We start from the raw sequence: 23,313 nt of genomic DNA, 5'->3' as shown, positions 1-23,313 counted from the left end.
TGATCTCCATCATTATAGTTATTATTTATGGTATTAACTCATTATGCCGCAATGGCATCACGCAACATGGTTTCTAATTCACCTTGTTGGAATAGCTCGGCAATGATATCAGAACCACCGATTAACTCTCCCTTCACATAGAGTTGTGGGAAAGTGGGCCAATCAGAATACTGTGGTAATGTTTGGCGAATGTCAGGATTAGCAAGAACATCTACATAGGCGAAATCGACACCACATGATTCAATGCATTGTACCGCACGCGCAGAAAATCCGCATTGTGGCATTTTTGGCGATCCTTTCATATAAAGCAGGATGGCATTATCTGCTATTTGCTTTTTAATTTTTTCTAAAGTTTCCACTCACACACCTTAAATAATAAAATTAATTACACCCATTATCGCGAAAACCTGTTAAGCCCGCAACCAATAAATTTTTAGCATAATAGATTAACAGATCCTAGGCTAAAAGCCAACTAATGCCCCATTTGATCTAATAATAACCAAAAAAATCCTTATAAATGTCCTCGCTCAGGCTCTTTTATTACAGCGCGCCAGTAGTTACCGTCACTACACTGCTTTTTTCAGTATTATGAATAATCTTCATTGAATATCATGTCCTTCCTGCTAAACTTACCGGCAAAATAAAATAATAGGAGATTAGGATGACATTTACATTGCCTGAGTTACCATATGCCAAGAATGCGTTAGAACCCCACATTTCCAGTGAAACCCTAGAGTATCATTATGGCAAACATCATCAAGCCTACGTGACCAATTTGAATAAACTAATTCCTGGAACCGAATTTGAATCGATGGACCTGGAAGAGATCATCAAAAAATCAAAAGGCGGAATATTTAATAATGCCGCACAAGTTTGGAATCACACATTTTATTGGCATTGCCTTAGCCCCAATGGTGGTGGTGAGCCTAAAGGTAAGTTAGCTGAAGCAATTAATAAGCATTTTGAATCTTTCAGTAAATTTAAAGAGCAATTCACCCAAACCGCAATCACAACTTTTGGCTCGGGCTGGGCCTGGCTTGTTCAAGATAATGCGGGCGTTTTAAAAATAATCAGCACCAGTAATGCAGGCACTCCGATGACTGAAGGTTTCACCGCATTATTGACTTGCGATGTATGGGAGCATGCTTATTATATGACTATCGTAATGCGCGTCCTGACTATGTTTCTGCTTTCTGGGCTTTAGTCAATTGGGATTTTGTAGCCAGTAATTTAAAATAAGTACGTTCTTTTTTACTGAGGGGGTCTTTACCTATACCCAAGCAAAGAAAGTTGTGGCTATAATGGGACCCTCACTATCTCTCTCTTAAATGGGAGAGATAATTTTTGAGTAGTGGACATCCTTCAGTTTTAAGGAAAATATTATGGCTCTAATTACAAGTTACAATCCTATGCCAATAACTTTTACCCACGGAGAAGGAGTTTGGTTGTATGACGAACAAGGAAAGGCCTATCTTGATGCCTTAAGCGGGATAGCAGTTTGTGGGTTAGGACACGCCCATCCTGATGTGACAAAAACCATACAGCAACAAGCAGCTAAACTCATTCATACCTCCAATACGTTTCATATCAAACAACAAGAATTACTTGCTGAAAAGCTGACAACCATGACGGGAATGGAGCAAGCTTTTTTTGCTAACTCCGGTGCTGAAGCAAATGAAGCAGCCATTAAATTGACTCGCCTTTTTGGTCATAAAAAGGGAATAGAAACTCCTTCGATTATTGTTATGGAAAGAGCGTTTCATGGTCGTACCATGGCAACTTTAACTGCTTCTGGAAGCCGTAAAGTGCAAGCAGGTTTTGAGCCCTTGGTGCCCGGGTTTATTCGCGCACCTTTTAATGATTTGGATGCCATTCACACCATTGCCGCAAATAGAGAAGATGTGGTTGCGGTGATGCTTGAACCGATTCAAGGTGAAGGTGGAATTTATGCTGCGGAAGAGAGCTACCTTCGCGCCCTGGCCAAGCTCTGTGATCAACACGACTGGATGCTTATTTTGGATGAAATCCAAACTGGAAATGGCCGTACAGGAAAGCTTTTTACCTACATGCACTATGACATTCAACCTGATGTCCTTACTACTGCTAAAGGTCTGGGTAACGGTGTCCCTATCGGTGCATGCCTGATGAGTAAACGAGCAAATGATTTATTTAAACCAGGGAATCATGGCTCGACTTTTGGTGGCAATCCTCTGGCTTGTGCTACCGCTTTAACTGTATTGGAAGTCATAGAGCGCGATAAAATTTGTGATAAGGTTACCAAAAACAGCGCCCTGTTAATGGAAAAATTAATCAAAAATCTTGGTGAACATCCAAGTGTGAAAGGGATTCGCGGTAAAGGCTACATGATTGGCATAGAACTGGACCGACCAGCTATTGACGCTCGGTTACTGGGACTGGCCAATGGCATATTATTTAATGTTACGGCAGATACGGTGGTACGACTTTTACCCCCATTAATCATTAACGAAGCAGAAATAGAGGAATTAGTGAATCGATTAACTCTAACCATCAATCAATTTGTTAATAATTAATCGTCTACTCAGATCCCAAGATTGCGATAAGCGGAGCTCCCATACTCAGAGTTCCGCCTCTTTTGAACGCTTCAATTAGTAAACTTCTTGTTTCATGATTTCAAAAAAATCGATTATCGTATCATAAATTTTTCTTAGGGCTTGATTCTTTGCTTTTAAATTCAAACAGGTATCTTCTTCCATAGTTGCTGCTTGCAACTTGTGACCAATCAAATCAAACATATGAGTATCGATTTTTTCTAACTCTGGAAGTCTTTGGTTTATTTTTTCGAGAAGCATATTTTTTTTATTTTTTCTTGACTCAAATAACCTTTCCTCCAATCGATTCATTAAATCGAGCAATTCATTTTCTCGACCACTGCACGTAATGCGCATAAACCCGTCATGTTTTGACAAGCCAAAATAAGATAAAGGGGTAATCATCAAGTTATCTTGGAACAATAAATAATAAGCCAATTCCTCATCTGTTTTGACCATCCCGGTTTTCTGCAGAACTCGCGCCGCCTCCTTTGGCAAAGGCAAACCGAACATATCACTAAAATCAGCAAGAACATAAAAAGTGGCTTCTACCTGATATAAGGGATCGGGCATGGCAGCGCCCATAGCTTTTAACCGGTCAACGACATAATCGACCTTTTTCTTATAGAACGTCGCAATGCTCTTTTTTTCCTCAGCCCCGAAATGAACCATCGTTTCGGCATAGGCTGCTTGTGCTGAGCGTGGCGCATGAATGAAATAGCTTATGTTTTTATTGAGCATCTCATTCATCAAACTGGACTCAAATACTAAAAGAACTGCCATACGTTCCCCCGCTGCGGAGAGGGCTTTAGTTGCTGAACGTAAAATGATTACCCGTTCTTTCAGATCCGGGGCAATTTTTAAAAAAGAGGGCATTTCTAAAAAGCTCATCTCCGTATAGGCTTCATCAAAAATGATGTACAAATCAGGATAATGGCGCAAAACATCAGCAATTTTTATTAACTCGTCTTCATCAATGATGTTTCCTAAAGGATTGGATGGATTGCAAATCAATACCGCTTTGGGCCAGCCATGGTCCATTTCAGCGGCTGTATACGCCTCTTGAATACTCTCTGCCACTGCTTGCGCTGTGAGTTTATACCCAGGCTCATCCATTACATGGATAGGATGCAAACAATGCGATGGATTGTTTGAATACGCACTATAATATGGGAAAGGGGTAATAATTCGATATCCTGGCACATCCTCATAATGCGTATTAAAGGTTTCAAATAACACCCGCAGCGCACCAATACCACCCACCGTAAATAAGACGTTTTCTGCTTTAATTTCTGTCGCATACCAACGCGACATGATATCAGCCATTAATTTTCGTGGTGCATAGTCTCCCCGAGGATCTCCATAATCAATCGCTATATCTTCATCAACTTCATGAGGCTCTAATCGCCATTTTTTAGTTAAATCATCTAACCTTTGCCAATAAGAAAGATACGATGCAATAGTCTGTGAATTAATGGGATAGGTTGGTTTTCCAAGACCGGCAAAGATTAATTTTTTTGTTTCGGATAAACCTTGTGTTTGAATTTCATCTCTTAAAGTATTTGCCCAGAGCGCCAACAGCATTACTTTTTCAATTTTATTAGCACAATGCCCATCAGGAGTTAACATAATGTCACCGAAAATTAAACTTTGCCCATTATAACAGAATACAAATAAAACAGAGCATCAACTTTAAGAACAGCTGAATCAATAAGAATTCTATCCCTCACAAACATCAATTTGCGCAAAAGCACCCACCCTGACCAAAGTATCAACAAATAGAAAGTAAGGGAATTATTTATCTATGCTATGCTTAAAAATACAAGTTACTTCTATTTCAATTAACTTGATTGACCAAGCTTAAAAATACAGGATAATTCGTGTTTTTTAGAACTGGGTGAACAATAGACGCTAAATTTAAAAATTATTATTAATAATGGAAAAAGATGGCAAAAAAAGAAACCTCCAACTCGACGAATTTAGTAGCCGATTTAGAAAAAACAATCAATACGTTGCAAAAGAAAGTTAATCATTTAGAAGCACAATGTACTCAATTGAAAAAACTTCTTGATGCCTTGCCGGGAGACATTTATTGGAAAGATTTAAAGGGAGTATGGTCGGGAATAAATCAACGGTGTATTGAAAGCCTCCACCATATGAAATTTATCAAGGAGTGCAATGAAAATGAAGTGATTGGTAAAACCGATTATGAGCTTTTTAGTAAACAAACGGCTGATCTTTTTCGAGCGAATGATCTTGAAGTAGTCGAAAAAAATGTTGAATTGTCCCGAGAAGAAAAAACGATTTTACCTTCTGGTGAAGAAGTCATTTTGCTTTCCACTAAAAGGCCTTTATTAGATAAATCAGGAAAGATTGTTGGCATAGTTGGCAATACCATCGACATCACTTATCTAAAAAAAATCGAAACGGAGCTCATGAAGGCTAGAGACAAAGCAGAAGCAGCGAACCGGGCTAAAGATGAATTCATTCGTCATATGAGTCATGATATTCGTACCCCATTAAGTGGGATTATTGGCATGTCGAGCATTCTGGAGCAAGAAGCTCAAAATGCCCGAGAAAAAGAACATGCACGCATGATTAATATCAGTGGAGAGCATCTCTTAGCACTGCTTAACGGAGTACTCGATATTATCGCTGCAGGCAGCCAACAAGAAAATGTAATTCATGAATCGGTATGCAATGTTCATCATTTGATTCGCAGCATCACCGATCTCGAGTTTCCCACCATAACATTGAAAAATTTAAACTTAATAGTCACGATTGATATCAATACCCCAGAATGGATCACTACTGATGAGGTAAAACTGCATCGGATTTTATTAAATCTATTGGGGAATGCGGTTAAATTTACGGAAAAAGGTTTTGTTGAGATTGGGGTCAAGCCAAAGTCGCACAGTCATGGAAAAACATTCCTGGAGTTTTTTGTCAAAGATACCGGGCCTGGCATTAAGCCTAAAGATAAAAACAAGATTTTCAAACGCTTTTATCGTGCAACGCCTAACGATCAAGGGATTTACTCAGGTCATGGTGTGGGCTTGCATATAGTGAAACGCTATACTCAATTATTAAAAGGAAAAATACGGGTGGACTCAACCATCCATACAGGAACTACGTTTACACTGACCATTCCCGTACACATTGCGGAAAAACCTGCCAATCAACCTGATCCGCCCCCATCCGCCATCATCATGCAAAAAAATCCTTTAGCAAATACGGGTCACTCACCTCGTGTACTGCTGATTGAAGATAATGCGATTGCATTAAAAATGTTAGAGAACCTTTTGCAACAATTAGGTATTCAATTTTTATCTGCATCTACAGGGAGCAAAGCGCTGGAATTATTTCAATCACATACTTTTGATTGGGTATTAACTGATATTGGCCTGCCTGATACGACGGGGATACACCTGGCAAAACAATTTCGTGCGCATGAACAAAACAATAATCAACCCCCAACTCCGATCATTGGTTTAACCGCCCATCCGGTGGCTGATGTAGAAAATGAGTGTTTGCAGGCAGGGATGAATCGAGTAATTACTAAACCCTTGCGAAGCAACATGCTGGAGGAATTTTTGGCGCATTACAGCACGATACAAACTGACGAGTTACCCACCACAAAATTTGAATCCATGCTGCCAATTGATGAGTATCCATTATTTGATTTGACGCACGGCATAAATAATCTAGGCTCAGAAACGGCACTCAAAAAAATAATGCCTCTATTCATTGAAGAAAATGTCAAAGATTTGATAAAAACAACACAGGCTTGGGAAAAGCAAGATCTCATTGAGATTCATAAAATTACCCATAAGATAAAAAGCAGTGCCCTTTATTGTGGCACCATCCGCATGCGCCAGGCATGCGAAGCTTTGGAACGACATTTCCAACACCATCCGAAAATATATCCGCAAGCACTGTACCAACAATTTCTGCAGGTTCATCAGGAGACCATAACAGCGGTCCGAGATTGGATTCAACAATAACCAATTTATAAATGAATTTTAAACTGAGTCATCTGATGTATTACTGAGCATTATTATGCAAGCATTTAATGTTGCATTAACAATAAACAATATATAATTAAGTAGTTCACACAGACGAAGATTATTATGGTTGGCTATTTCCTTCTTAGTGATGTTACTTATCCGTTTTTATTTAAAAAAGCTAAAGGTGACATTGAAACCAATGTTTCCGCGTTAGCCCTGACACTAGAACACCGTAATAATGTGATTATTGTGCATAACTCAATACCCGTTGAATCACTTAGTACATTTCTTGCATTTCTTGAGACAAGAAAAGATTTAACTAAAAAACATATCTTGTTTGGAGTGGAAGGCGAAGGAGCTACCGAACGCCACATTGTCACCATGCATCTTCCCCCAAATGGAGCACAACCTAAAGTCTATGACTCTAAATACAGCAATCCTGAGCGTTTCTTTTCATTACCTACGGCAAAGAATAGCATTGGCGGCATCCTTAGGGCTATGTTTCATTCTCTAAATCCATTTGCAGAACGTGGGCAAACAGTGAGCTTGGGCCATTTAGGGATTAACCAACCAGCCACATACTATGGCTTAGGAACCCAATCATTTTTTGATGGCATTACTTGTGGTTATCATACGGGGCATCTCATCAAAACTTTAGCCGATTTACTTGAGGATGCTCCCGATTTCGATCCAAGTCCTGAAGCGCTTTTAGATGAATTAGTCGCTCCGGTAAGCAATTCGGCAACAGAGCTTCATGCTCAAGATGCCCCAAAAGTCCCCCAAACCTCCTTTTTCTCCTTTTTGAAAAAGGCCTGGCAGGATACCTTTTTACCTCTTGTGAATGAGGGTGAACGAAATAACTATCATTTTGGGCACTATTTTATGGGATGGCCCTCACAAGCAAAAGGCTCTAAAATTGCTTATTTTATTACGTTCAAGTTTATTACCAGCCCATTAACTAATTTGCTGTCACTTGCTCTTGAGTTCCCGCTTAATTTGCTCAGTGAAACATTCTCCTTTTTAAAAAACCAGCTCCTCTCTTGGGCACCAACCAATGCATTCACCCAGAGCATACGCAGTGTTTTGCTGCTTACCACTATCGGACTACAAGCGCTGTTTAAAGGTGCAAACTATCTGCTTAGAACCATTACCTCACCGATGGCCAGTTTTAAAGCAGCACATAAAATCCATCCTGCTTTAGGATATCTCAGCGCGTTGGCCTCAGTATGTTTTATTGGCGGAGTAATAGCGACTCTCGCCGTATTCGCCCCACCTATCGTCGCAGCCCTTATGCCGACTATGGGGCCTGGAGCATTATCGATGCTCTCTACTCTCGCCTACCCCTTTGCCCAGTTATTTTCTTTAATAGGCGTATCGCTTTCCGCGGCTACAGGAGCAACACTCTCTTTAGCGACCGGAGCCTTGTCTTTAGTTGTCCTGCATTCACTCGGTCGCAAAACCATTTATCCTGAGAGGGATCTAGGTGTAACGCCCTTTGATGATAGTGATATTCCTCAAACAAGTAATGTAAGTGCCCATATGGGAACAACAGATGCCCAGGGTAATGCTCTTGATGATGGATTCGTTGAGATAGCGGTGCCTGATTCGAGCGACATGTTAAAAAGCAGTTTTGGAAAACGTAACTCAGAAAAGCCTACTGAGCAACCAAAAATTGTGGCAGGAAGCTCAGACTTCAGGATATCATAGGTTAAAGTCCAAAATTTTTGTAAAAACCATGCTTCCCATGAATACACTTGATACATTAATAGCTGAAGTGGATAATGCACTCCGTACTTTATTTCCTCCTGCACAAAGAATGAGTGCTCGCCCCTCACCTGCAGAACAAATTAACGACACAAAGCTTTCGATACCAGAAAAGAAACACATTGCCGGTCTTATGAGGGTCAATCATGCGGGGGAAGTTTGCGCTCAGGCACTTTATCAAGGCCAGGCTCTAACAGCACAACTCACGCATGTAAAACAGCAAATGAGCGATGCCGCGGCTGAAGAAACGGATCATTTGGCCTGGTGTGAAAGACGATTGGCGGAATTGGATTCAAAACCAAGCATCTTAAATCCTTTTTGGTATGGCGGCTCGATGATTTTAGGAGCAGTGGCGGGCTTGGCCGGGGATAAAATCAGCTTAGGCTTTGTTGCAGAAACCGAGCGACAAGTCTCGACTCATCTCCAACGGCATTTAGATAAATTGCCCGAGCACGATAAAAAATCGCAAGCGATTCTCATGCAAATGAAAAAAGATGAAGAACAACATGCAGCAACTGCGTTGAAGGCTGGGGGTATTGAACTTCCCTATGTCGTGAAACAGTTAATGCGTGTTGTTTCTAAATTAATGACTAAAAGCAGTTACTATGTATAATAGTCAGATGAAAACGGAGCAAAATCCGCAATTAAGTGGTTGAAATTCTAGAAATTAAACTAGATAAAGCTATGGCGCAAGGAACTATTGGATATGGACTCGGCCATTTTATTCACACTTTTTGTTATCTTGATTGCCTATGTCTTTGACTTTATCAATGGCTTCCATGATGCCGCGAATTCTATAGCGACGATTGTTACTACTAAAGTTTTAACTCCTAAACAAGCCGTATTATGGGCTGCTTTTTTCAATTTCATCGCTTTTTTAGTTTTTAATTTAACCGTAGCAAAAACCATCGGTGAGGGACTGATTAATACTGATCTTATTGATGCACATTTTATTTTAGCGGCATTGGTCGGTGCTATCTTTTGGAATCTTGTCACTTGGTATTATGGACTTCCATCAAGCTCAACACACGCGCTTGTTGGCGGGCTAGCCGGTGCTGCAATAGCCAAAGGAGGATTTTCATCCCTAAAAATATCAGGTTTTATCAAAGTTGTTGGAGGAATTTTTATTTCGCCGGCGTTTGGATTATGCGTTGCGCTGCTTGTGGCCTATTTTTTTAATCGATTTTCACGCCATAAAAAGAAAACTGAACTGAAACTTTTTAAAGGATTTCAGCTGTGTTCTTCAGCACTACTTAGCTTGACCCATGGCAGTAATGACGGACAAAAAACCATGGGTATCATTTCTATCTTGCTGTTTTCATCCGCCTGGATTCAAGGCCCATTTTATGTCCCCTTTTGGGTGGTTATTTCATGTCAGGCTGCCATTAGTTTTGGAACGCTGGCCGGTGGATGGCGCATCGTCCGGACTATGGGTACCCAAATAACCAAACTGGATACCATGAAGGGCTGTGCTGCTGAAACTGGCGCCGCCGTTTCGCTTTTTATTGCAACTCAATGTGGGATTCCCGTCTCAACCACCCATACCGTAACCGGAGCAATTGCTGGAGTAGGTTTAACTAACGGGATTGTAGGTACCCATTGGCCTGTGCTCAAAAGAATTTTCTTTTCCTGGCTCATTACAATTCCTGCAGCAGGAATAATTTCTGCCGCATTGACCTTAAGCCACATTTAAGAAGAGCTGGCTCCAACCCCATCAAAATTCCTTCTCCCTGGAGGGAGAAGCTCAGGTCGGATGAAGGTATGGATTTTGACTAATGAACCTTCCCACCCCTCTCCCACTTGTGGGAGAGGAGATTTCTAAACTCATGCAACCAACTGAAATACTTGCCTATTTTTTTCTCAAAGTGCTATGGCTGTAACTAAAGGAAAAATAAATTACCAAACCCACCACCATCCAAATCACAAAACGGATTAAGGTAATTGAAGGCAAATGAATGATTAAATAAAAACAGGTTGCCATCCCTAAAATAGGTACATAGGGCATCCCGAGGGTTTTGAACGGACGTTGCATTTCTGGCTTTTTATAACGTAAAAACAATACGCCAGCACAGACTATAAAAAATGCAAATAAAGTACCTACATTCACCAGTTCAGCCAAAATATCCATAGGAATAAAAGCAGCTAGTGATGCCATTAAAACACCGCACAATAAAATAATTCGTATGGGAGTGTGAGTCGATGGATTTGTTTGGGAAAAAAACTTAGGTAATAAACCATCACGCGTCATTGCTAACATAACGCGTGTTAAACCATAAAATAATACCAACATGACTGTAGTCAATCCTGCTATAGCACCAACACTGATCAGGCTGGCTACGGATTTATAACCTAAAACTAATAAAGCATGGCTAATTGGAGATGCAACATTGAGCGTACTGTAGTGCGCAATTCCTGTTAATAATCCGGAAACGATAATATATAAAACGGTACAAATAAATAATGAACCTATTATTCCTATGGGCAAATCACGTTGGGGGTTGATTGCTTCTTCAGCAGCTGTGGATACCGCATCAAATCCAATATAAGCAAAAAATATCAATGAGGCGCCTTTAATTACGCCCTCCCAACCAAAAGGTAAGAATGGTGACCAATTGGCCGGGTGCACTTCTCCTGAGGCGATCACAATAAACAGAAGAACCACAAAAAGTTTGATCATCACCATAATATTATTGACTCGGGAGCTTGATTTAACCCCCCAAATTAATAAAGCGGTTAAAGTCGCAATAATCATGCAGGCTAATAAATTAAAGATACCCCCATCTGCCGGCCCATGTAAAAATACTTTAGGAAGATTTATTTTTATCGCCATCAGGAAATCATTTGCATAACTGCTCCAACCGACAGAAACTGCAGAAACAGAAATAGCATATTCCAACAACAAGTCCCAACCCACAATCCAGGCAATTAACTCACCAAAACCGGCATAAGCATATCCATAAGCACTGCCACATCCACCTATAGATGCAGCCAGCTCGGCGTAGGATAAAGCTGAAAAGATACAAGCAAATCCAGCCAGTACATAAGAAAAAATAACCCCGGGTCCAGCATCTCTTGCCGCAACAATTCCGGTCAAAATAAAAATACCAGCACCGATAATGGCCCCAATACCTAAAAGAGTGAGATCAAAAGCCGTTAGACATTGAGTAAGCTGGGATTCCCCCGCCAATGATGCATTGATCTCTTTTTTACGAAACAAGTCCATGGTATGCTCACTATTTTGAAGCTCATATTTCTATATAAATAAGCAAGAACGCTGCCAAATCAAGACTAGGAACCCCTGATCAAATTTATATTTGTAGTATAGATCTCGCTTAGGTTTAAATTAAATGAAAAACTTTACCTTACCAATGATCATTATTGGTCTATTAACACTGTTTTCTTTTAATACGTACAGTAGTAATTCCTCCATTATTTCTTCTTCATCTGTAACGCAAAAAGAACAAGAAAGCAATAAAGTTGCTTTGACAACCGATGAACCTAAAGGGTGTAAATATTGGCTTCCATTATTTAAACCTTTTTGCCATCGCCTTCATCAGGTATGGACTGAGGGAAATACCGATCTTTATCTTTCTGGTTATGCATGGCATAACCGCTTTACCTATTCAGCCGAACGGCTCCGAGAAAAAAAATACAACGAGCTTGCATGGGGCGGCGGATTTGGAAAAGGATTTTTTGACGAGAAAGGCAATTGGCACGGTCTGTACGCCTTTGCTTTCCTAGACTCGCACCGTAACTTAGAACCAACGGCAGGATATGCTTATTTGAAAGTAGCAAACCTGACTAAAGAGTTTAAAGCAGGTTTGGGATTTTCTATTTTAGTTACAGCACGTCCCGATATTCTCCACAATATTCCTTTTCCAGGAGCAGTGCCATGGGCTGGGGTATTTTATAAAAAACTTTCCCTAAAAGCCGCCTATGTTCCTGGTTCATCAACCAACGGCAATGTTCTTTATATTGTAGGAACATACTCTTTTGATAAGTAACAGAGTACCGTGTACCCAGAGTATTGGGTAACCCGTATTGATGCAGCATAATCCTTTTTACAGTACAAAATCTCCGGGTTACGCTGCGCTAATCCGGCTACAATAGATTACCACCTTACAAAGAAGTCCAACTGTATTTTTTAAGATAATGTGCTATGTTTTAAGGACTTCCATCAGAAAATTTATAAAATGAAATCCTTTATTGAACAAGCGCAATTTTACGCCGCATATCATCAAAACATTCAGACACGCTACACGCACATGGCAGGAGTTCCCATCATCATCTTGTCTGTAATGATCCTGTTGGGTTTTATAAAAATAATTATGCCGGGGGTTTTTGCTACAAACCTTGCCTGTATAGGTACGGTGATTGCTTTAATTTATTATTTTCGTTTAAATTGGCAATTATCTTTGGCGCTTACGCCTATAATGCTGATCCTGTTATTAATCGCCAATTGGTTTAGCCAAGACGGCCCCACAACATTAGGCGTTTGGTCATTTATCATTTTTTTTATAGTGGGTTGGGGTTTACAATTTTACGGCCATTATTTGGAGGGCAAGAAACCCGCTTTCATGGATAATTTATGCCAAGCGTTCATTGCTCCTTTGTACTTAGTTGCCGAACTCTTTTTTATGGCCGGCTTCATGTCCTCGTTAAAAGCACAAATATACGGTCCTGATAAAGATACACTCTAATACTGTAGGTTGGGGTTTTTCCCCAACCTGCTCCCGATAAGATTAAAGATGTTTTTAGCTTTGACTGTCATCAGAATAGATTGTTTTGCTTTCCAAATGAATCTTACGAAAAAACTGATGAATCAGAGGGGAAAGTATAATCACCATAATCGCAATAAAAGCCAAACCACTGAATAGCGCGTAACATCCGGCAAAAATCTTTCCAGGAATTGTTACCAAATTGGATGCAGGCCCCATGCCTGAAAGAATCATCGAAGCATTCATAAACGAATCAACCCAAGACATTTGCTCCAAATGATGATATCCCAACATCCCTATAAAAAGGGCGGCTGCGGTCATAAGCATTCCAAAAAAAGCATTGCGCAGCATGTGCTGGTATACATTCGCAGGGGTTAGGATATTTTTTTTCTTTTGCTTTTTCATATGCACTCCCTGTACACGAGTCATCCATTCAAGTCTCAGCAAATTGCGGCATCATTATTTTAAAGCAATAATGAATTTTTTGATTGCGTTTAAAGTCCTGATCTATCGTTTGTGCGCTTATGTCTTGTACTGAATATTTTTCTTTAAGTAGAGGATCCAATTTAAATTGCCGTAAGTTAGTAGAAAAATATAAAACACCATCTGGATTTAATAACCGCATGGCAGAGTTCACTAAAGCAACATGATCCCGTTGGATGTCCAAGGTATCCGTCATGCGTTTGGAATTTGAAAAACTGGGGGGATCTAAAAAAATGACATCAAAACGATCGCGAGCGACTTTCAACCATTCTCGGCAATCCAACTGCACAAACTGATGTTTTGATAAATCAATATGGTTGAGCTTGAAGTTGTCCTCAGCCCAGCGTAAATAAGTATTAGAAAGATCGACATTGGTTGTCAATGCACCCGCTAAAGCAGCATGAACACTGGCACTGGCGGTATAACAAAAACAATTGAGAAACCGCGTTCCTGGTTTTAATTTGGCGAAACTTAAGCGCATTAAACGATGATCTAAAAATAAACCGGTATCCAGATAGTCATATAAATTGACTTTTAATTTAGCTTGGCCTTCGGTAACAATCATAGATTGTCGACTTTGCCCTAGCTTTTGGTATTGCTCACTTCCTTTTTGTTGTTTGCGTTGCTTTACTACCAAATGATTAGGCTCTAATTGTAATACTTTGGGGACCACTTGCATCACTTCCAGGCTGCGTTTCTCTGCTTTATGGGCAGGAACGCTTGCAGGCGCAGCGTATTCCTGGAGCACAGCATAATCATTATATACATCAATAGCGTATGCGTATTCAGGTAAATCGGCATCATAGATTCGGTAACAGGAAATATGATTTTTTTTCGCCCATTTTTGTAAATGACGATAATTTTTTTCCAATCGATTAAACAGCATTTGTGCACTTTCAGATAAAGTACTACTCATGCTGCCTTTAAGCTCATTCGCAAGGTGAATATCCAAACAATAAAGCTTGCACTCAAGCGCACCATTATAGAGGGTGTATTGTTTGTTGGCACGTAATCCTAAAGCCTTAGCTAGCATAGGATTAGAAGTCAAAACTGCTGCCTGCCAACCTTGATAATGTTCATGCAAAATTTTGCCGAGCTGCTGATAGAGAGGGACTAAATGGGTCGCCTCACTGAGACGCTCTCCATAAGGAGGGTTACATACGACTAATCCTTTTTTTGCTGATGCCTTCACTTCTTTTAATGCTTGAGTTTTAAACTCGACCAATGGGGCCACTCCAGCGCGTTCGGCATTTGCACGTGCGATAGCAATTATTTTGTGGTCCGCATCGGTGCCTAATAAAGTCAATGGCATCGATTTAACCTGCTTCAAGGCATCTACCCGCATCTTTTCCCATAATGAGGATTGATGTTGTGCCCAATATTGCAAGGATTGATCTTGGCGCAACAACCCAGGGGCAATCTGTGCCGCCATCATAGCCGCCTCAATAACTAAGGTGCCTGCACCACAAAAAGGATCATGTAAAGCATAGCCTTTAGAAGCCAATTCTGGCCATTTAGCGCGCATCAGTAACGCAGCAGCGACATTTTCCTTTAAAGGAGCAGCACCAGCTTTATGGCGATATCCCCTTTGATGCAAACTGTAGCCAGTAAGATCAAAACTCACCGTGACCACGTCATTTTTTAAATAGGCATGAATAAGAATTTGTGGTTTTTCCTTATCCACAGAAGGACGAGAATGATTCAATCGTCGGAAATGATCGACGATTCCATCCTTAACTACCTGAGCACCATACATAGTATTACGAATATGCTCGGAAGACCCATGAAATTCAATCGCTATGGTTTTATCATGTGAAAAAACCGTCTGCCAATGAAATTCGGTACACAGTTGGTGAAGGGCTTGTTCATTGCCGGCGTATCCGCTAAAAAGAATTAATTGGATGCGATTGGCTATTCTTGACCAGAGACATAAGGTGTATAAGGTCAATAAATTGGCCTCTCCATAAACGCCTTGCGGGTTAACCCGGGTAACCGACAGGCCTAATGCTTTTAATTCCTCTTCTAATAAATACTCAAGCCCACGCGGGCAACTGATAAATAGAGAATACTTCATTCTATGGATGACCTCAAATAGCGGAAAAGTGCTTTGGCAGCGCCTGTATTTTTTTCTTTCTGCTGATCATCAACTGCTTTTTTAATGAGTTGTCTTAAATGCTGGACGTCTTCAGGTTGATGCGCTTCAATAAATTCGGTCAATGCTTCTTTACCCTCGTTGATTAAGCGATCACGCCAATACTCAACCTCATGAAAAGATGCTGTCACTGCGCTGTCTTCCTCAAGCACCCGCTCATAAGCGGCCAAAATTTCTTCATAATCGGCGGCACGCATCAATTTTCCAATTAATTGCGCTTGTCTTCTTTTGGCACCATGACTTTTAATTGATTTTGCCTCGATAATCGCTTTATACAAATTTTCTGGCAGGGGAAGTAAATCAAGTTTGGTCAAACTTAAGTCGATAAATTTTACACCCATTTTTTGCAAAAAATCGGCTTCTCTTTTTTTCTGTGATTTACTGACTGGTTCATCCATAGCGGGTTCTTTTAATCTCTAAGTGTTCACGCCCTATTCACTGAACGGCTGTTTTGGGTTTTCTTCCGCGTCAATCATGCTTCGAAAGCCTCACATACGGAGGTATGCTTGATTCCTCAGGATCATTTTCGCGATACCTGCGCTCAAATCCAACCGTCCCCCAAGATTCAAGCATACCCTCTGAACGGTCACTTTAATCTTAAAATTAGCTCATCATACTATATACTTCACACCCTCACCAAATGAGGGCATGATTTTACTGATACTTATTCTGCTGCAACAAGGGAAGCAGGTCTTGGAGTTTGTACGTACTGTTTGCTGGGTCTGGAACGTAAATAGGTACGTCCCACAGCAAAGAAATTATAAATCAGGATGAACAATAAAAGGTAATGCAACCAGGTTATGGTTAACTCCATAAAAATGGGGATAGTAATTAGGACACCCAAACAACCAGAAAGACTTAGGATCATGGTTTTCTTTAGAGGAATTTTATTATGTTTTAAGAATACCAATGTAGTTAATGGTTGTTGCATGGCTCCAGCAGTAGTCATAATTGGAAATGCTACCACAGGCGAAATATTCATTAAAAAGAGGACACCTTGCACCATCACGAACAAACCAACGCCTACCGAAGTTAAAGCGCCACAGACCACCATTGCTAAAAAGCCTACGATCAATTTCCAGGAATGCAACTCCGTGAGCTCACCACCAACAGGTAACAAACGGAATTGGTGTGAAATCAAAAGCAGAATAATTAACGCAAAACAGCATATCATCGACAAACGGATTGCTTGTTTGCTTAAATGACTTACTACAAACCCACCCAGCAAGCCACCAACACAGGTACCCATAACTAAGGTTAGGAGAGTGGTTAAATCCACATTAATTAACCCCATAAAAAACAAGGATTCGATTGTTCCCGGGATTACTTGTGCTCCATTATTGACAGCCGGCATTTCATCATCACGGAATGTGCCCAAAAACTTAGCCAAAGCGACGTTAACAGCGAAACTACCGACGCCCAAAGTATCTGCAATAAAAGCAATCACTCCGCTGACAGTTAATTTCAAATATTGCATTAAAGATAAAGGCTCAGCGGGCTGACGAATGAGCTTAAAAACCATCACAGCTACGCAAATCAGGCTTAATACCAAAATGCTTAGAGTAATAAAAAAGATGACCATTCGGCTAACAACCTAAATAAATATTGAACTGCGTATTATATACTAATTCCATTGCTCAGCAAATAACACGCAGATCAAAAAAGGTTCTTTGTGAGCTGAGTAGAGACACAAATAAGCCGTTTTTGACGCAGTTGTATAATTAGGAAACAGCAGGTTGGGCCTTGGCGCAACCTACTGCAATAGCATTAATGAACCGCACAACTTGTGGTACTTACACCGACTTGATCAAAAACTGATTGAACCATTGGTTGATCCACACTCAAATCCTTTGCAGCATAAAGCACGCCACAAGCACCCCTGGTAAAATTGGTCGTTGGTGTCCAATATTTGCTGTTGGCAATGATCATCATCTGATAAGCCTTTTTAATTCCTATATTCTTCGCCAATAAGTAAAATGCTTTATTGAATATCCCACTCGCTGTATGCACTATAAAATTTTGTCGCTCTTGAGGGTTGGGAATACGTGATTTAGCGTACGCAACTAACTCAGGGTAACTAATGGCACAATAGGCGCCATGGCTTTGAGCTAAGTTTTTATCCAAACAATCAGCAGAACTGCCATCTGAAGAAGGGAAATCCATAAAGCGCAAGGCCTTACCAAAAGAGTCGCGTACAATCGTCTCGCCGATCCCCCATGTTACCGTATTGGGCTCCAGATAAAGTTTATTATAAAACTGAGGAAACTTTTCCAAGAGATAAGCACGTGCTGCTTGACCGGCCATATCTGACAAAGATTCATTAAGAGCACCGGACTGATCGTGGTATTCAAGATTTGAATGCTGTTCGGTAAAACCATGTGTGACCTCATGACCCGCTACATCCAAAGAAACCAAAGGATAAAAATCCTCACCATCGCCAAAAGACATGAATTGCCCGTCCCAAAAAGCATTATCATAATTTTGGCCAAAATGAACGCGCATCACTAGCTGCATTGGGGTCCCATTCGTATTTTGCAGTGCGTTGATTCCATACCATTCCTGGTACATATCGACAATGGTTTGGCCGAAGTAATACGCATCATTGGTTGGCGAAAAGGCACCATTAACGTTTTCTTCCAAATTTTTGTTGCAGGAATATTGAAAAGGAGTGCTCAAAAGATCGTCCCAATCCCAGGCCGATCCTAGATTAACCAGTTTTACCTTGGCTGTATCCATAATGCATTGACTGCCATTTTGGATTACCTCCAAAAAAGGTAATCCATCTCTTCCATACCAATACTCATGAACTTTTTCATTGCCACCGGGGCCACTATCCCTATAATTTTTAATGTTATTCCATTGCTTGGTGATCTCACCGCTTTGTGCATCAACAATAAAAAATGGCCATGCCGGCTTATTATCAGTCTGAGTTGTTTTAAATGAAACCTGATAAACCAGTTTCAATTCATTCTGTTGCTCTGCTCTAATTTGTAGCTCGCCCATCTCTTCATAAGTAGGCATTGGCGAATTAAAACTGAACCATGATTTTTTAGCTAAATCAATGGCTTGATTCGGGGTCAGCGCAGGTTGTATATTCAATTGGATGTCGTTGAGTAAATGTCCGTTTACCTGTCCATCCTCTTTAGTAATCATAATTTGTGCCCCAACAACAGGGATTCCTCGATACATTTGCTGATATCGCATAATAGTTTTTGCCCGCTCCTGAGTCTGGTTAACTGGCTGTAGGGTATTTTTTTCTGCACTTGGAGTTGCTGCCTTGCGTGCACTCACAGGAGAGGGCTTCTTAAGTGAAAATTGAGACAGACTACTTAATGGCGCCTGATATAAATCCAGTTCCGTTACGGCAAAGGCATCATATGCGACCAAAACAAGAGTAAAGCCTAGAAGTTTTTTTATCATAAAAATCACTCAAAAAACTCAGAATGACACCATGATGGCATGAAAATAAACACTTCACAAGTCAATTGTGCAAATTTTTTTCTATGTGTTCAGGGGCAAACAAAGTCTTTTTTTTCAAAGGATTAACTAATAGAGCTTACAAAAACTCAATATCCTAAGTCTGCAATTAACTAAAATAATACCAAAATTAAAAATACAGTTAATCATGTCAATAGAATCAATTAACTAGGAACCAGCAGGGCTAAGAACCCTGCTGTTTTAGCTAATTTGCCAAATTACGAGCACAGCGAATACCAAACGCAAAATTCTTCCCATTAAGCAGTTGCTCACTGGGTGGGAAGCCCGTCTGAAATAGCCTGTTCCAGGCAAAAATGCCTACATCAGATGATTCGGTACTACTCCAGTATTCACCAGGATCAACTATCCCACCAATACCCTGTAAGAACAATTCATTGAGCATATTCGTGCTACCTGGGGTGCATAGTGAAGGACCAAAGGGATTAAATGGCCCTAATTCGCACATTGCCGGTAAATGCCAATCTAAATATCCTCCATCGCTAATGCCTCGGCATACGCCGGCGGAGTAGGTATTACCGGTCGAAAAGAAGGTAACCATATTACTGGTGTTGCAGAATCCATCATCTGGACCATCGCAATTCGCCTGTCCCAGACTAATAACCGCAGGGTAAGACGGTGATGTAGCGTTAGGAGAGGGCGAAGTGGGGCTAGAAGCGTCTCCTATCCCCCAAATCGTAGTATCTACCCCTCCTGGACTCCAAGTAATGCCAGTCGCGGGTGGTACTTGATCATTTAATGCGGCAACAATGCCACCGATACTGGCTGTAGTAGGTGTTGTATCGTCAATTGAAAAAAGATAGCCGCTTTGATAAATACATCCATAACCCAAAATCACGATATTGGCAGTTGCTGGAGGGCCAGACACCGGCAGGAATTCTATAGCACTTGGAGTCGGCGAACTCCCTAACGTACAACTTGACGATGAGGTGGCAACAGCTCCTGGATCAATAGTCATGGAGCACGAGGCGCCTGGTAACAAATTAACCACACTGGAACAATTATCTATCGAAACGGTTGCTGAACCAGGTAATGGCGGTATTGGCGGCGCCACACCACTCAGAGTAATCGTCTGAGTGCTTGTATTAGTCACAGTAAAGGTCCTTGGAGCGCCTCCCCCTAGACCCGAAAGTGCTAGAGTGGATGGATTAACAACAAGTCCCGAGTTCGGAGTAACAAAATCACTGTAAGCAGCAAGGCCTTTGCCACTGGCATTATTAGCGACCACTGTAAAAGTATAAGTTGCTCCATTGGTAAGACCCGATATCGTAGTCGTTAAAACAGAACTGGCTACTGTTACCGGTGTTTGTGCCGTATTGCCAAGAAATGGGGTAATGGTATAGCTTGTAATGGGAGAATCGCCTGTATTTGTAGGCGCCCCCCATGTCAGTGTCGCTTGTCCATTTCCAGTGACTGAAGTTAAATGAATCGGTGCTCCGGCAACTGCACCAAGCACCGTAGCCGGTAAGCTGATTGTATTCGTGTTGGCGCCCTGGATAGGAATACTTTGTGTCGTTGCTCCTGTTGCATTAAACGTTATCTGGCATGAGGCCCCAGGCGGTAAACTGGAACCGCATGTTGTGCTTTGTACGCTAAGAGGACTGGTTGGTGATGCCGTAACATTGCGTGCGGTTGTATTTCCAAAGTTGGTTACAGTCACCAATTGACTTCCACCGATAGTTGTCGTAAAAGTTGCGGGAGTGACGCCTAATGTAGGCGCGCACTGAAAAGCCTGAATGTTAAAAAGTGTGGTGCTGGTATTGGTTCCTTTGACAATCACATTGGGCACGGTAAATGCTACCGGGGCATTCGTAAAAAAAGAAATCGTGCAATTTCTTCCTGGAGGTAACGTAGTAGGGCAACCATTATTTTGCACCACATAAGTATTAAAATTAGAATCAGTCGATGAGGCACCAATGTTCATCGCATTAATACGTGAATTATTAGTAATCGTAATAGACCCAGGTTGAGACAAACATCCTAAATCTTTTTGAGTAATCTGAATCGTACAATTTTGTAATGAGGGCGAGCAATTGTTCACAGCATTTTTATTACTGCCATTGACCTGTATGCTCAATGACGCTGTGTTAGTCGCTGGTTGAGGGGGGCTCATTGAAGCAAACACCGGGGTGGCAACAATTAAAAAACAGAGTACGCTTAGCTTATTACCAATGGTCATCATCTATCCTTAATGAGTTGCATTATTTACTAAAAGAATCGGGTTCTATAATGCATGACAAAAAAAGCTATTATCACGTTTATTTTTCATAGAATCCAGAAAATAAAGAAGCAAAATGCACCTATTAAATGGGTTAATCTTGAAAAAAAACATTTCTATTGAATCTTAAAGTGTGACGTGTTCTTTACTCACTAAAGGTTCAATTAGTAAGACTCCATCACATCGATTCATACTATTGCAAAAAAGATGGTCTCTGTATATGGTTGCATAAAAACGCGTTCCGTTAATTAAGGATGATTTTATGAGTCGCTCAACACTACGAAGGTTATACTTTGTTCTCTGTTTAATTGTTCCGACTCAGCTATTATGGGCGCAGGAATCTCCGAAAATAAAAGAAAAAGCCTCATTAACCATTAATGTTGGAACTACCGGACAAAATTGTTCTAATTCATTACAAAACTGTGTGATTCAAATTAGTCAAAACTTACCTCAGTGCCTCTCTAATCCTGGCACCATTACGATCACTAACAATTCCAGAATTGTGGCGAAAAATATACACGCATCATCTGCCGACAGTAATTTTATTAATTATGTCGTACAAAACAATGGATGCCCAGCTTCATTACAACCTGGGCAAAGCTGCAGCATTTCCTTTTTTACCAATACTTCAGTAGCCTTCTTAATTCCTAATGTATTAGTCAAAGGAACCAATACCACGTCAACTTTTTTTAATATGCACGCTTTGGCATGCCTTACTCCGCAAGCGCGGCTAAGTGCCACCCCCACCACAGTCAATTTAGCCTTTGGAGGGGCTTCACAGAACGTCACCTTGACCAATATTGGCAATGCAAATGCGAGTAATATACAGGCTACCGTGTCCTCTCCTACTCTGGGTATTTCCGTAACAAACAATTGTCCTTCTTCTCTAGCACCAAATGCGTCTTGTCAATTCACCTTCGTTTCGGATTCCAGTTCGGGTACTACCACCGCAACAATCCTTGCCAGCAACGCCTCAAATTCAGCTCCAGTAACCATTAATGTCAGTTCAGCTCCCGCCACGTTAATCTCGGTTCCTGCGACTGCAATTATTCCTGTTGCCGATTCAGTAGGTGTTAGCATTACGGTCATGAATCTAACCAGCAATCCAGCCTATAATGTGACCGTAAATCTACCCCCTGCCTGGACAACGGTGAGTAGTACCACATGTAGTGTTATCCCAGGAAATGGCTCATGCAGCTTAACGATTACTTCCAACGCATTTACTGGTTATGTTGCTCAGGGTGGGATATTGGTTAACGGGGCTAATATAAGCTCTCCTCCGACAATGGCCTTAGCTTTTTCTATATTTGATTATTTGATATTTTCCGTTCAAGGCCCCAATATGTATGTAATACAAAATGCTGATTCAGCATCCCTATGGAGTGATGACTCTCCATCGCCCCCGTTTCCCATACCTGGCATCACTGAAACGTCTAAAGTCTCTAATAATCCGCCTGATGCATGCAACGGTGCTACTGAAGGCTCATGTAATACACAACAAATAGTGAATCATTATGGCCAGTTTGCAACGAATAATGCTGCTGCTTTATGTTATCGCATTCAAAATGACAATACCGGTTTAGTCATGCCAGGAACCTGGTATTTACCTGCGGTTTGTGAGCTTGGAATCTATGAGCCCAATTTGCCTAATGGCAGTGATGCGGGATGTCCTAGTGGGTTCCCCAATATTGTGACTAACCTGTATAGTTTAGGCTTTTTGACTGACTTGTCAGGCCGATATTGGAGCTCTACGGAATACAATAATGCAACGTCCGATGCATGGTATCAGGAGTTTTTTGGTAATCAACAGAGTACCCAGGGCGCCGAATTTAGGGAGGACACAAACAAAGTTCGTTGTGTTCGAGTCATTGGCCCAGCTTAACGAGTAGACGATAACATTAAGGAT

The 23,313-nt window shown here is 41.0% G+C and carries 17 protein-coding genes and 1 pseudogene; 9 read left to right on the top strand and 9 right to left on the bottom strand.

Going from position 1 to position 23,313, the window contains the following annotated elements; translation table 11 throughout:
- Positions 1 to 41 precede the first annotated feature (41 nt).
- Positions 42 to 359 (bottom strand): Grx4 family monothiol glutaredoxin, encoded by a 318-nt coding sequence (gene grxD, locus EL022_RS03460; protein ID WP_028381401.1) that lies wholly within the window; start codon positions 357 to 359, stop codon positions 42 to 44.
- Positions 360 to 661: 302 nt separating this feature from the next.
- On the opposite strand from grxD, the pseudogene sodB reads away from it, so the two are divergent.
- Both sodB and EL022_RS03450 read left to right on the top strand, forming a co-directional pair.
- Positions 662 to 1,239 (top strand): annotated as a pseudogene (gene sodB, locus EL022_RS03455) (superoxide dismutase [Fe]).
- Positions 1,240 to 1,382: 143 nt separating this feature from the next.
- Positions 1,383 to 2,552 carry an aspartate aminotransferase family protein gene (locus EL022_RS03450; RefSeq protein WP_028381403.1) on the top strand — a complete coding sequence of 390 codons (1,170 nt, stop codon included), beginning with the start codon at positions 1,383 to 1,385 and terminating at the stop codon, positions 2,550 to 2,552.
- 75 nt (positions 2,553 to 2,627) lie between these two features.
- Here the strand turns inward: EL022_RS03450 and EL022_RS03445 are convergent, their stop codons facing one another.
- Positions 2,628 to 4,199: a pyridoxal phosphate-dependent aminotransferase gene (locus EL022_RS03445; RefSeq protein ID WP_028381404.1), complete on the bottom strand. Its 1,572-nt coding sequence runs from the start codon at positions 4,197 to 4,199 to the stop codon at positions 2,628 to 2,630.
- Between the two features lie 317 nt (positions 4,200 to 4,516).
- Here EL022_RS03445 and EL022_RS03440 point away from each other — a divergent pair, with 317 nt between their 5' ends.
- From EL022_RS03440 to EL022_RS03425, 4 genes are all read left to right on the top strand, one after another.
- Positions 4,517 to 6,574, top strand: coding sequence for a PAS domain-containing hybrid sensor histidine kinase/response regulator (locus EL022_RS03440; protein WP_028381405.1), 2,058 nt, complete (start codon positions 4,517 to 4,519; stop codon positions 6,572 to 6,574).
- Between the two features lie 126 nt (positions 6,575 to 6,700).
- A complete protein-coding gene (locus EL022_RS03435; RefSeq protein WP_028381406.1) occupies positions 6,701 to 8,284 on the top strand; it encodes a hypothetical protein in 1,584 nt (527 codons plus the stop codon).
- A gap of 37 nt (positions 8,285 to 8,321) precedes the next feature.
- Positions 8,322 to 8,954, top strand: coding sequence for a 2-polyprenyl-3-methyl-6-methoxy-1,4-benzoquinone monooxygenase (gene coq7, locus EL022_RS03430; RefSeq protein ID WP_081776890.1), 633 nt, complete (start codon positions 8,322 to 8,324; stop codon positions 8,952 to 8,954).
- A 93-nt stretch (positions 8,955 to 9,047) separates the two neighbouring features.
- On the top strand, positions 9,048 to 10,034 hold the full coding sequence (locus tag EL022_RS03425; protein WP_028381408.1) for an inorganic phosphate transporter: 987 nt from the start codon (positions 9,048 to 9,050) through the stop codon (positions 10,032 to 10,034).
- A gap of 156 nt (positions 10,035 to 10,190) precedes the next feature.
- Here the strand turns inward: EL022_RS03425 and EL022_RS03420 are convergent, their stop codons facing one another.
- Complete coding sequence (locus EL022_RS03420; protein WP_028381409.1) at positions 10,191 to 11,564, bottom strand: amino acid permease; 1,374 nt, start codon at positions 11,562 to 11,564, stop codon at positions 10,191 to 10,193.
- Positions 11,565 to 11,688: 124 nt separating this feature from the next.
- Between EL022_RS03420 and pagP the strand changes: the two genes are divergently transcribed.
- Positions 11,689 to 12,345 carry a lipid IV(A) palmitoyltransferase PagP gene (gene pagP / locus EL022_RS03415; RefSeq protein ID WP_028381410.1) on the top strand — a complete coding sequence of 219 codons (657 nt, stop codon included), beginning with the start codon at positions 11,689 to 11,691 and terminating at the stop codon, positions 12,343 to 12,345.
- Between the two features lie 189 nt (positions 12,346 to 12,534).
- Complete coding sequence (locus tag EL022_RS03410; protein WP_028381411.1) at positions 12,535 to 13,041, top strand: Mpo1 family 2-hydroxy fatty acid dioxygenase; 507 nt, start codon at positions 12,535 to 12,537, stop codon at positions 13,039 to 13,041.
- A gap of 54 nt (positions 13,042 to 13,095) precedes the next feature.
- Here the strand turns inward: EL022_RS03410 and EL022_RS03405 are convergent, their stop codons facing one another.
- From EL022_RS03405 to EL022_RS03380, 6 genes are all read right to left on the bottom strand, one after another.
- Positions 13,096 to 13,464: a hypothetical protein gene (locus tag EL022_RS03405; protein WP_028381412.1), complete on the bottom strand. Its 369-nt coding sequence runs from the start codon at positions 13,462 to 13,464 to the stop codon at positions 13,096 to 13,098.
- A 28-nt stretch (positions 13,465 to 13,492) separates the two neighbouring features.
- Positions 13,493 to 15,616, bottom strand: coding sequence for a bifunctional 23S rRNA (guanine(2069)-N(7))-methyltransferase RlmK/23S rRNA (guanine(2445)-N(2))-methyltransferase RlmL (gene rlmKL, locus EL022_RS03400; RefSeq protein ID WP_028381413.1), 2,124 nt, complete (start codon positions 15,614 to 15,616; stop codon positions 13,493 to 13,495).
- Entirely contained in the window at positions 15,613 to 16,092 is a 480-nt protein-coding gene (yjgA, locus tag EL022_RS03395; protein WP_028381414.1) for a ribosome biogenesis factor YjgA, read from the bottom strand. The genes rlmKL and yjgA overlap by 4 nt, the downstream gene beginning before the upstream one ends.
- Positions 16,093 to 16,358: 266 nt before the next feature.
- The gene (locus tag EL022_RS03390; RefSeq protein ID WP_028381415.1) at positions 16,359 to 17,276 is read right to left on the bottom strand and encodes a membrane protein; all 918 of its coding nucleotides are present in this window, start codon (positions 17,274 to 17,276) and stop codon (positions 16,359 to 16,361) included.
- 185 nt (positions 17,277 to 17,461) lie between these two features.
- Positions 17,462 to 19,114, bottom strand: coding sequence for a M4 family metallopeptidase (locus EL022_RS03385; RefSeq protein ID WP_028381416.1), 1,653 nt, complete (start codon positions 19,112 to 19,114; stop codon positions 17,462 to 17,464).
- Between the two features lie 262 nt (positions 19,115 to 19,376).
- Positions 19,377 to 21,371 carry a fibronectin type III domain-containing protein gene (locus EL022_RS03380; RefSeq protein ID WP_081776886.1) on the bottom strand — a complete coding sequence of 665 codons (1,995 nt, stop codon included), beginning with the start codon at positions 21,369 to 21,371 and terminating at the stop codon, positions 19,377 to 19,379.
- Between the two features lie 298 nt (positions 21,372 to 21,669).
- Between EL022_RS03380 and EL022_RS03375 the strand changes: the two genes are divergently transcribed.
- Complete coding sequence (locus tag EL022_RS03375; protein ID WP_051544468.1) at positions 21,670 to 23,289, top strand: DUF1566 domain-containing protein; 1,620 nt, start codon at positions 21,670 to 21,672, stop codon at positions 23,287 to 23,289.
- Positions 23,290 to 23,313: the final 24 nt, after the last annotated feature.

The sequence above is a fragment of the Legionella cherrii genome (assembly GCF_900635815.1).
Taxonomy (GTDB): domain Bacteria; phylum Pseudomonadota; class Gammaproteobacteria; order Legionellales; family Legionellaceae; genus Legionella; species Legionella cherrii.
This window is presented reverse-complemented; position numbering and strand designations above follow the sequence as displayed.

Coding starts and splice junctions, on each gene's coding strand:
- pagP (WP_028381410.1), top strand. CDS start 11,689: ATGAAAAACTTTACCTTACCAATGATCATTATTGGTCTATTAACACTG.
- EL022_RS03385 (WP_028381416.1), bottom strand. CDS start 19,114: ATGATAAAAAAACTTCTAGGCTTTACTCTTGTTTTGGTCGCATATGAT.
- EL022_RS03390 (WP_028381415.1), bottom strand. CDS start 17,276: ATGGTCATCTTTTTTATTACTCTAAGCATTTTGGTATTAAGCCTGATT.
- yjgA (WP_028381414.1), bottom strand. CDS start 16,092: ATGGATGAACCAGTCAGTAAATCACAGAAAAAAAGAGAAGCCGATTTT.
- EL022_RS03420 (WP_028381409.1), bottom strand. CDS start 11,564: ATGGACTTGTTTCGTAAAAAAGAGATCAATGCATCATTGGCGGGGGAA.
- EL022_RS03405 (WP_028381412.1), bottom strand. CDS start 13,464: ATGAAAAAGCAAAAGAAAAAAAATATCCTAACCCCTGCGAATGTATAC.
- EL022_RS03380 (WP_081776886.1), bottom strand. CDS start 21,371: ATGATGACCATTGGTAATAAGCTAAGCGTACTCTGTTTTTTAATTGTT.
- coq7 (WP_081776890.1), top strand. CDS start 8,322: ATGAATACACTTGATACATTAATAGCTGAAGTGGATAATGCACTCCGT.
- EL022_RS03445 (WP_028381404.1), bottom strand. CDS start 4,199: ATGTTAACTCCTGATGGGCATTGTGCTAATAAAATTGAAAAAGTAATG.
- EL022_RS03410 (WP_028381411.1), top strand. CDS start 12,535: ATGAAATCCTTTATTGAACAAGCGCAATTTTACGCCGCATATCATCAA.
- rlmKL (WP_028381413.1), bottom strand. CDS start 15,616: ATGAAGTATTCTCTATTTATCAGTTGCCCGCGTGGGCTTGAGTATTTA.
- EL022_RS03375 (WP_051544468.1), top strand. CDS start 21,670: ATGAGTCGCTCAACACTACGAAGGTTATACTTTGTTCTCTGTTTAATT.
- EL022_RS03435 (WP_028381406.1), top strand. CDS start 6,701: ATGGTTGGCTATTTCCTTCTTAGTGATGTTACTTATCCGTTTTTATTT.
- EL022_RS03440 (WP_028381405.1), top strand. CDS start 4,517: ATGGCAAAAAAAGAAACCTCCAACTCGACGAATTTAGTAGCCGATTTA.
- EL022_RS03450 (WP_028381403.1), top strand. CDS start 1,383: ATGGCTCTAATTACAAGTTACAATCCTATGCCAATAACTTTTACCCAC.
- EL022_RS03425 (WP_028381408.1), top strand. CDS start 9,048: ATGGACTCGGCCATTTTATTCACACTTTTTGTTATCTTGATTGCCTAT.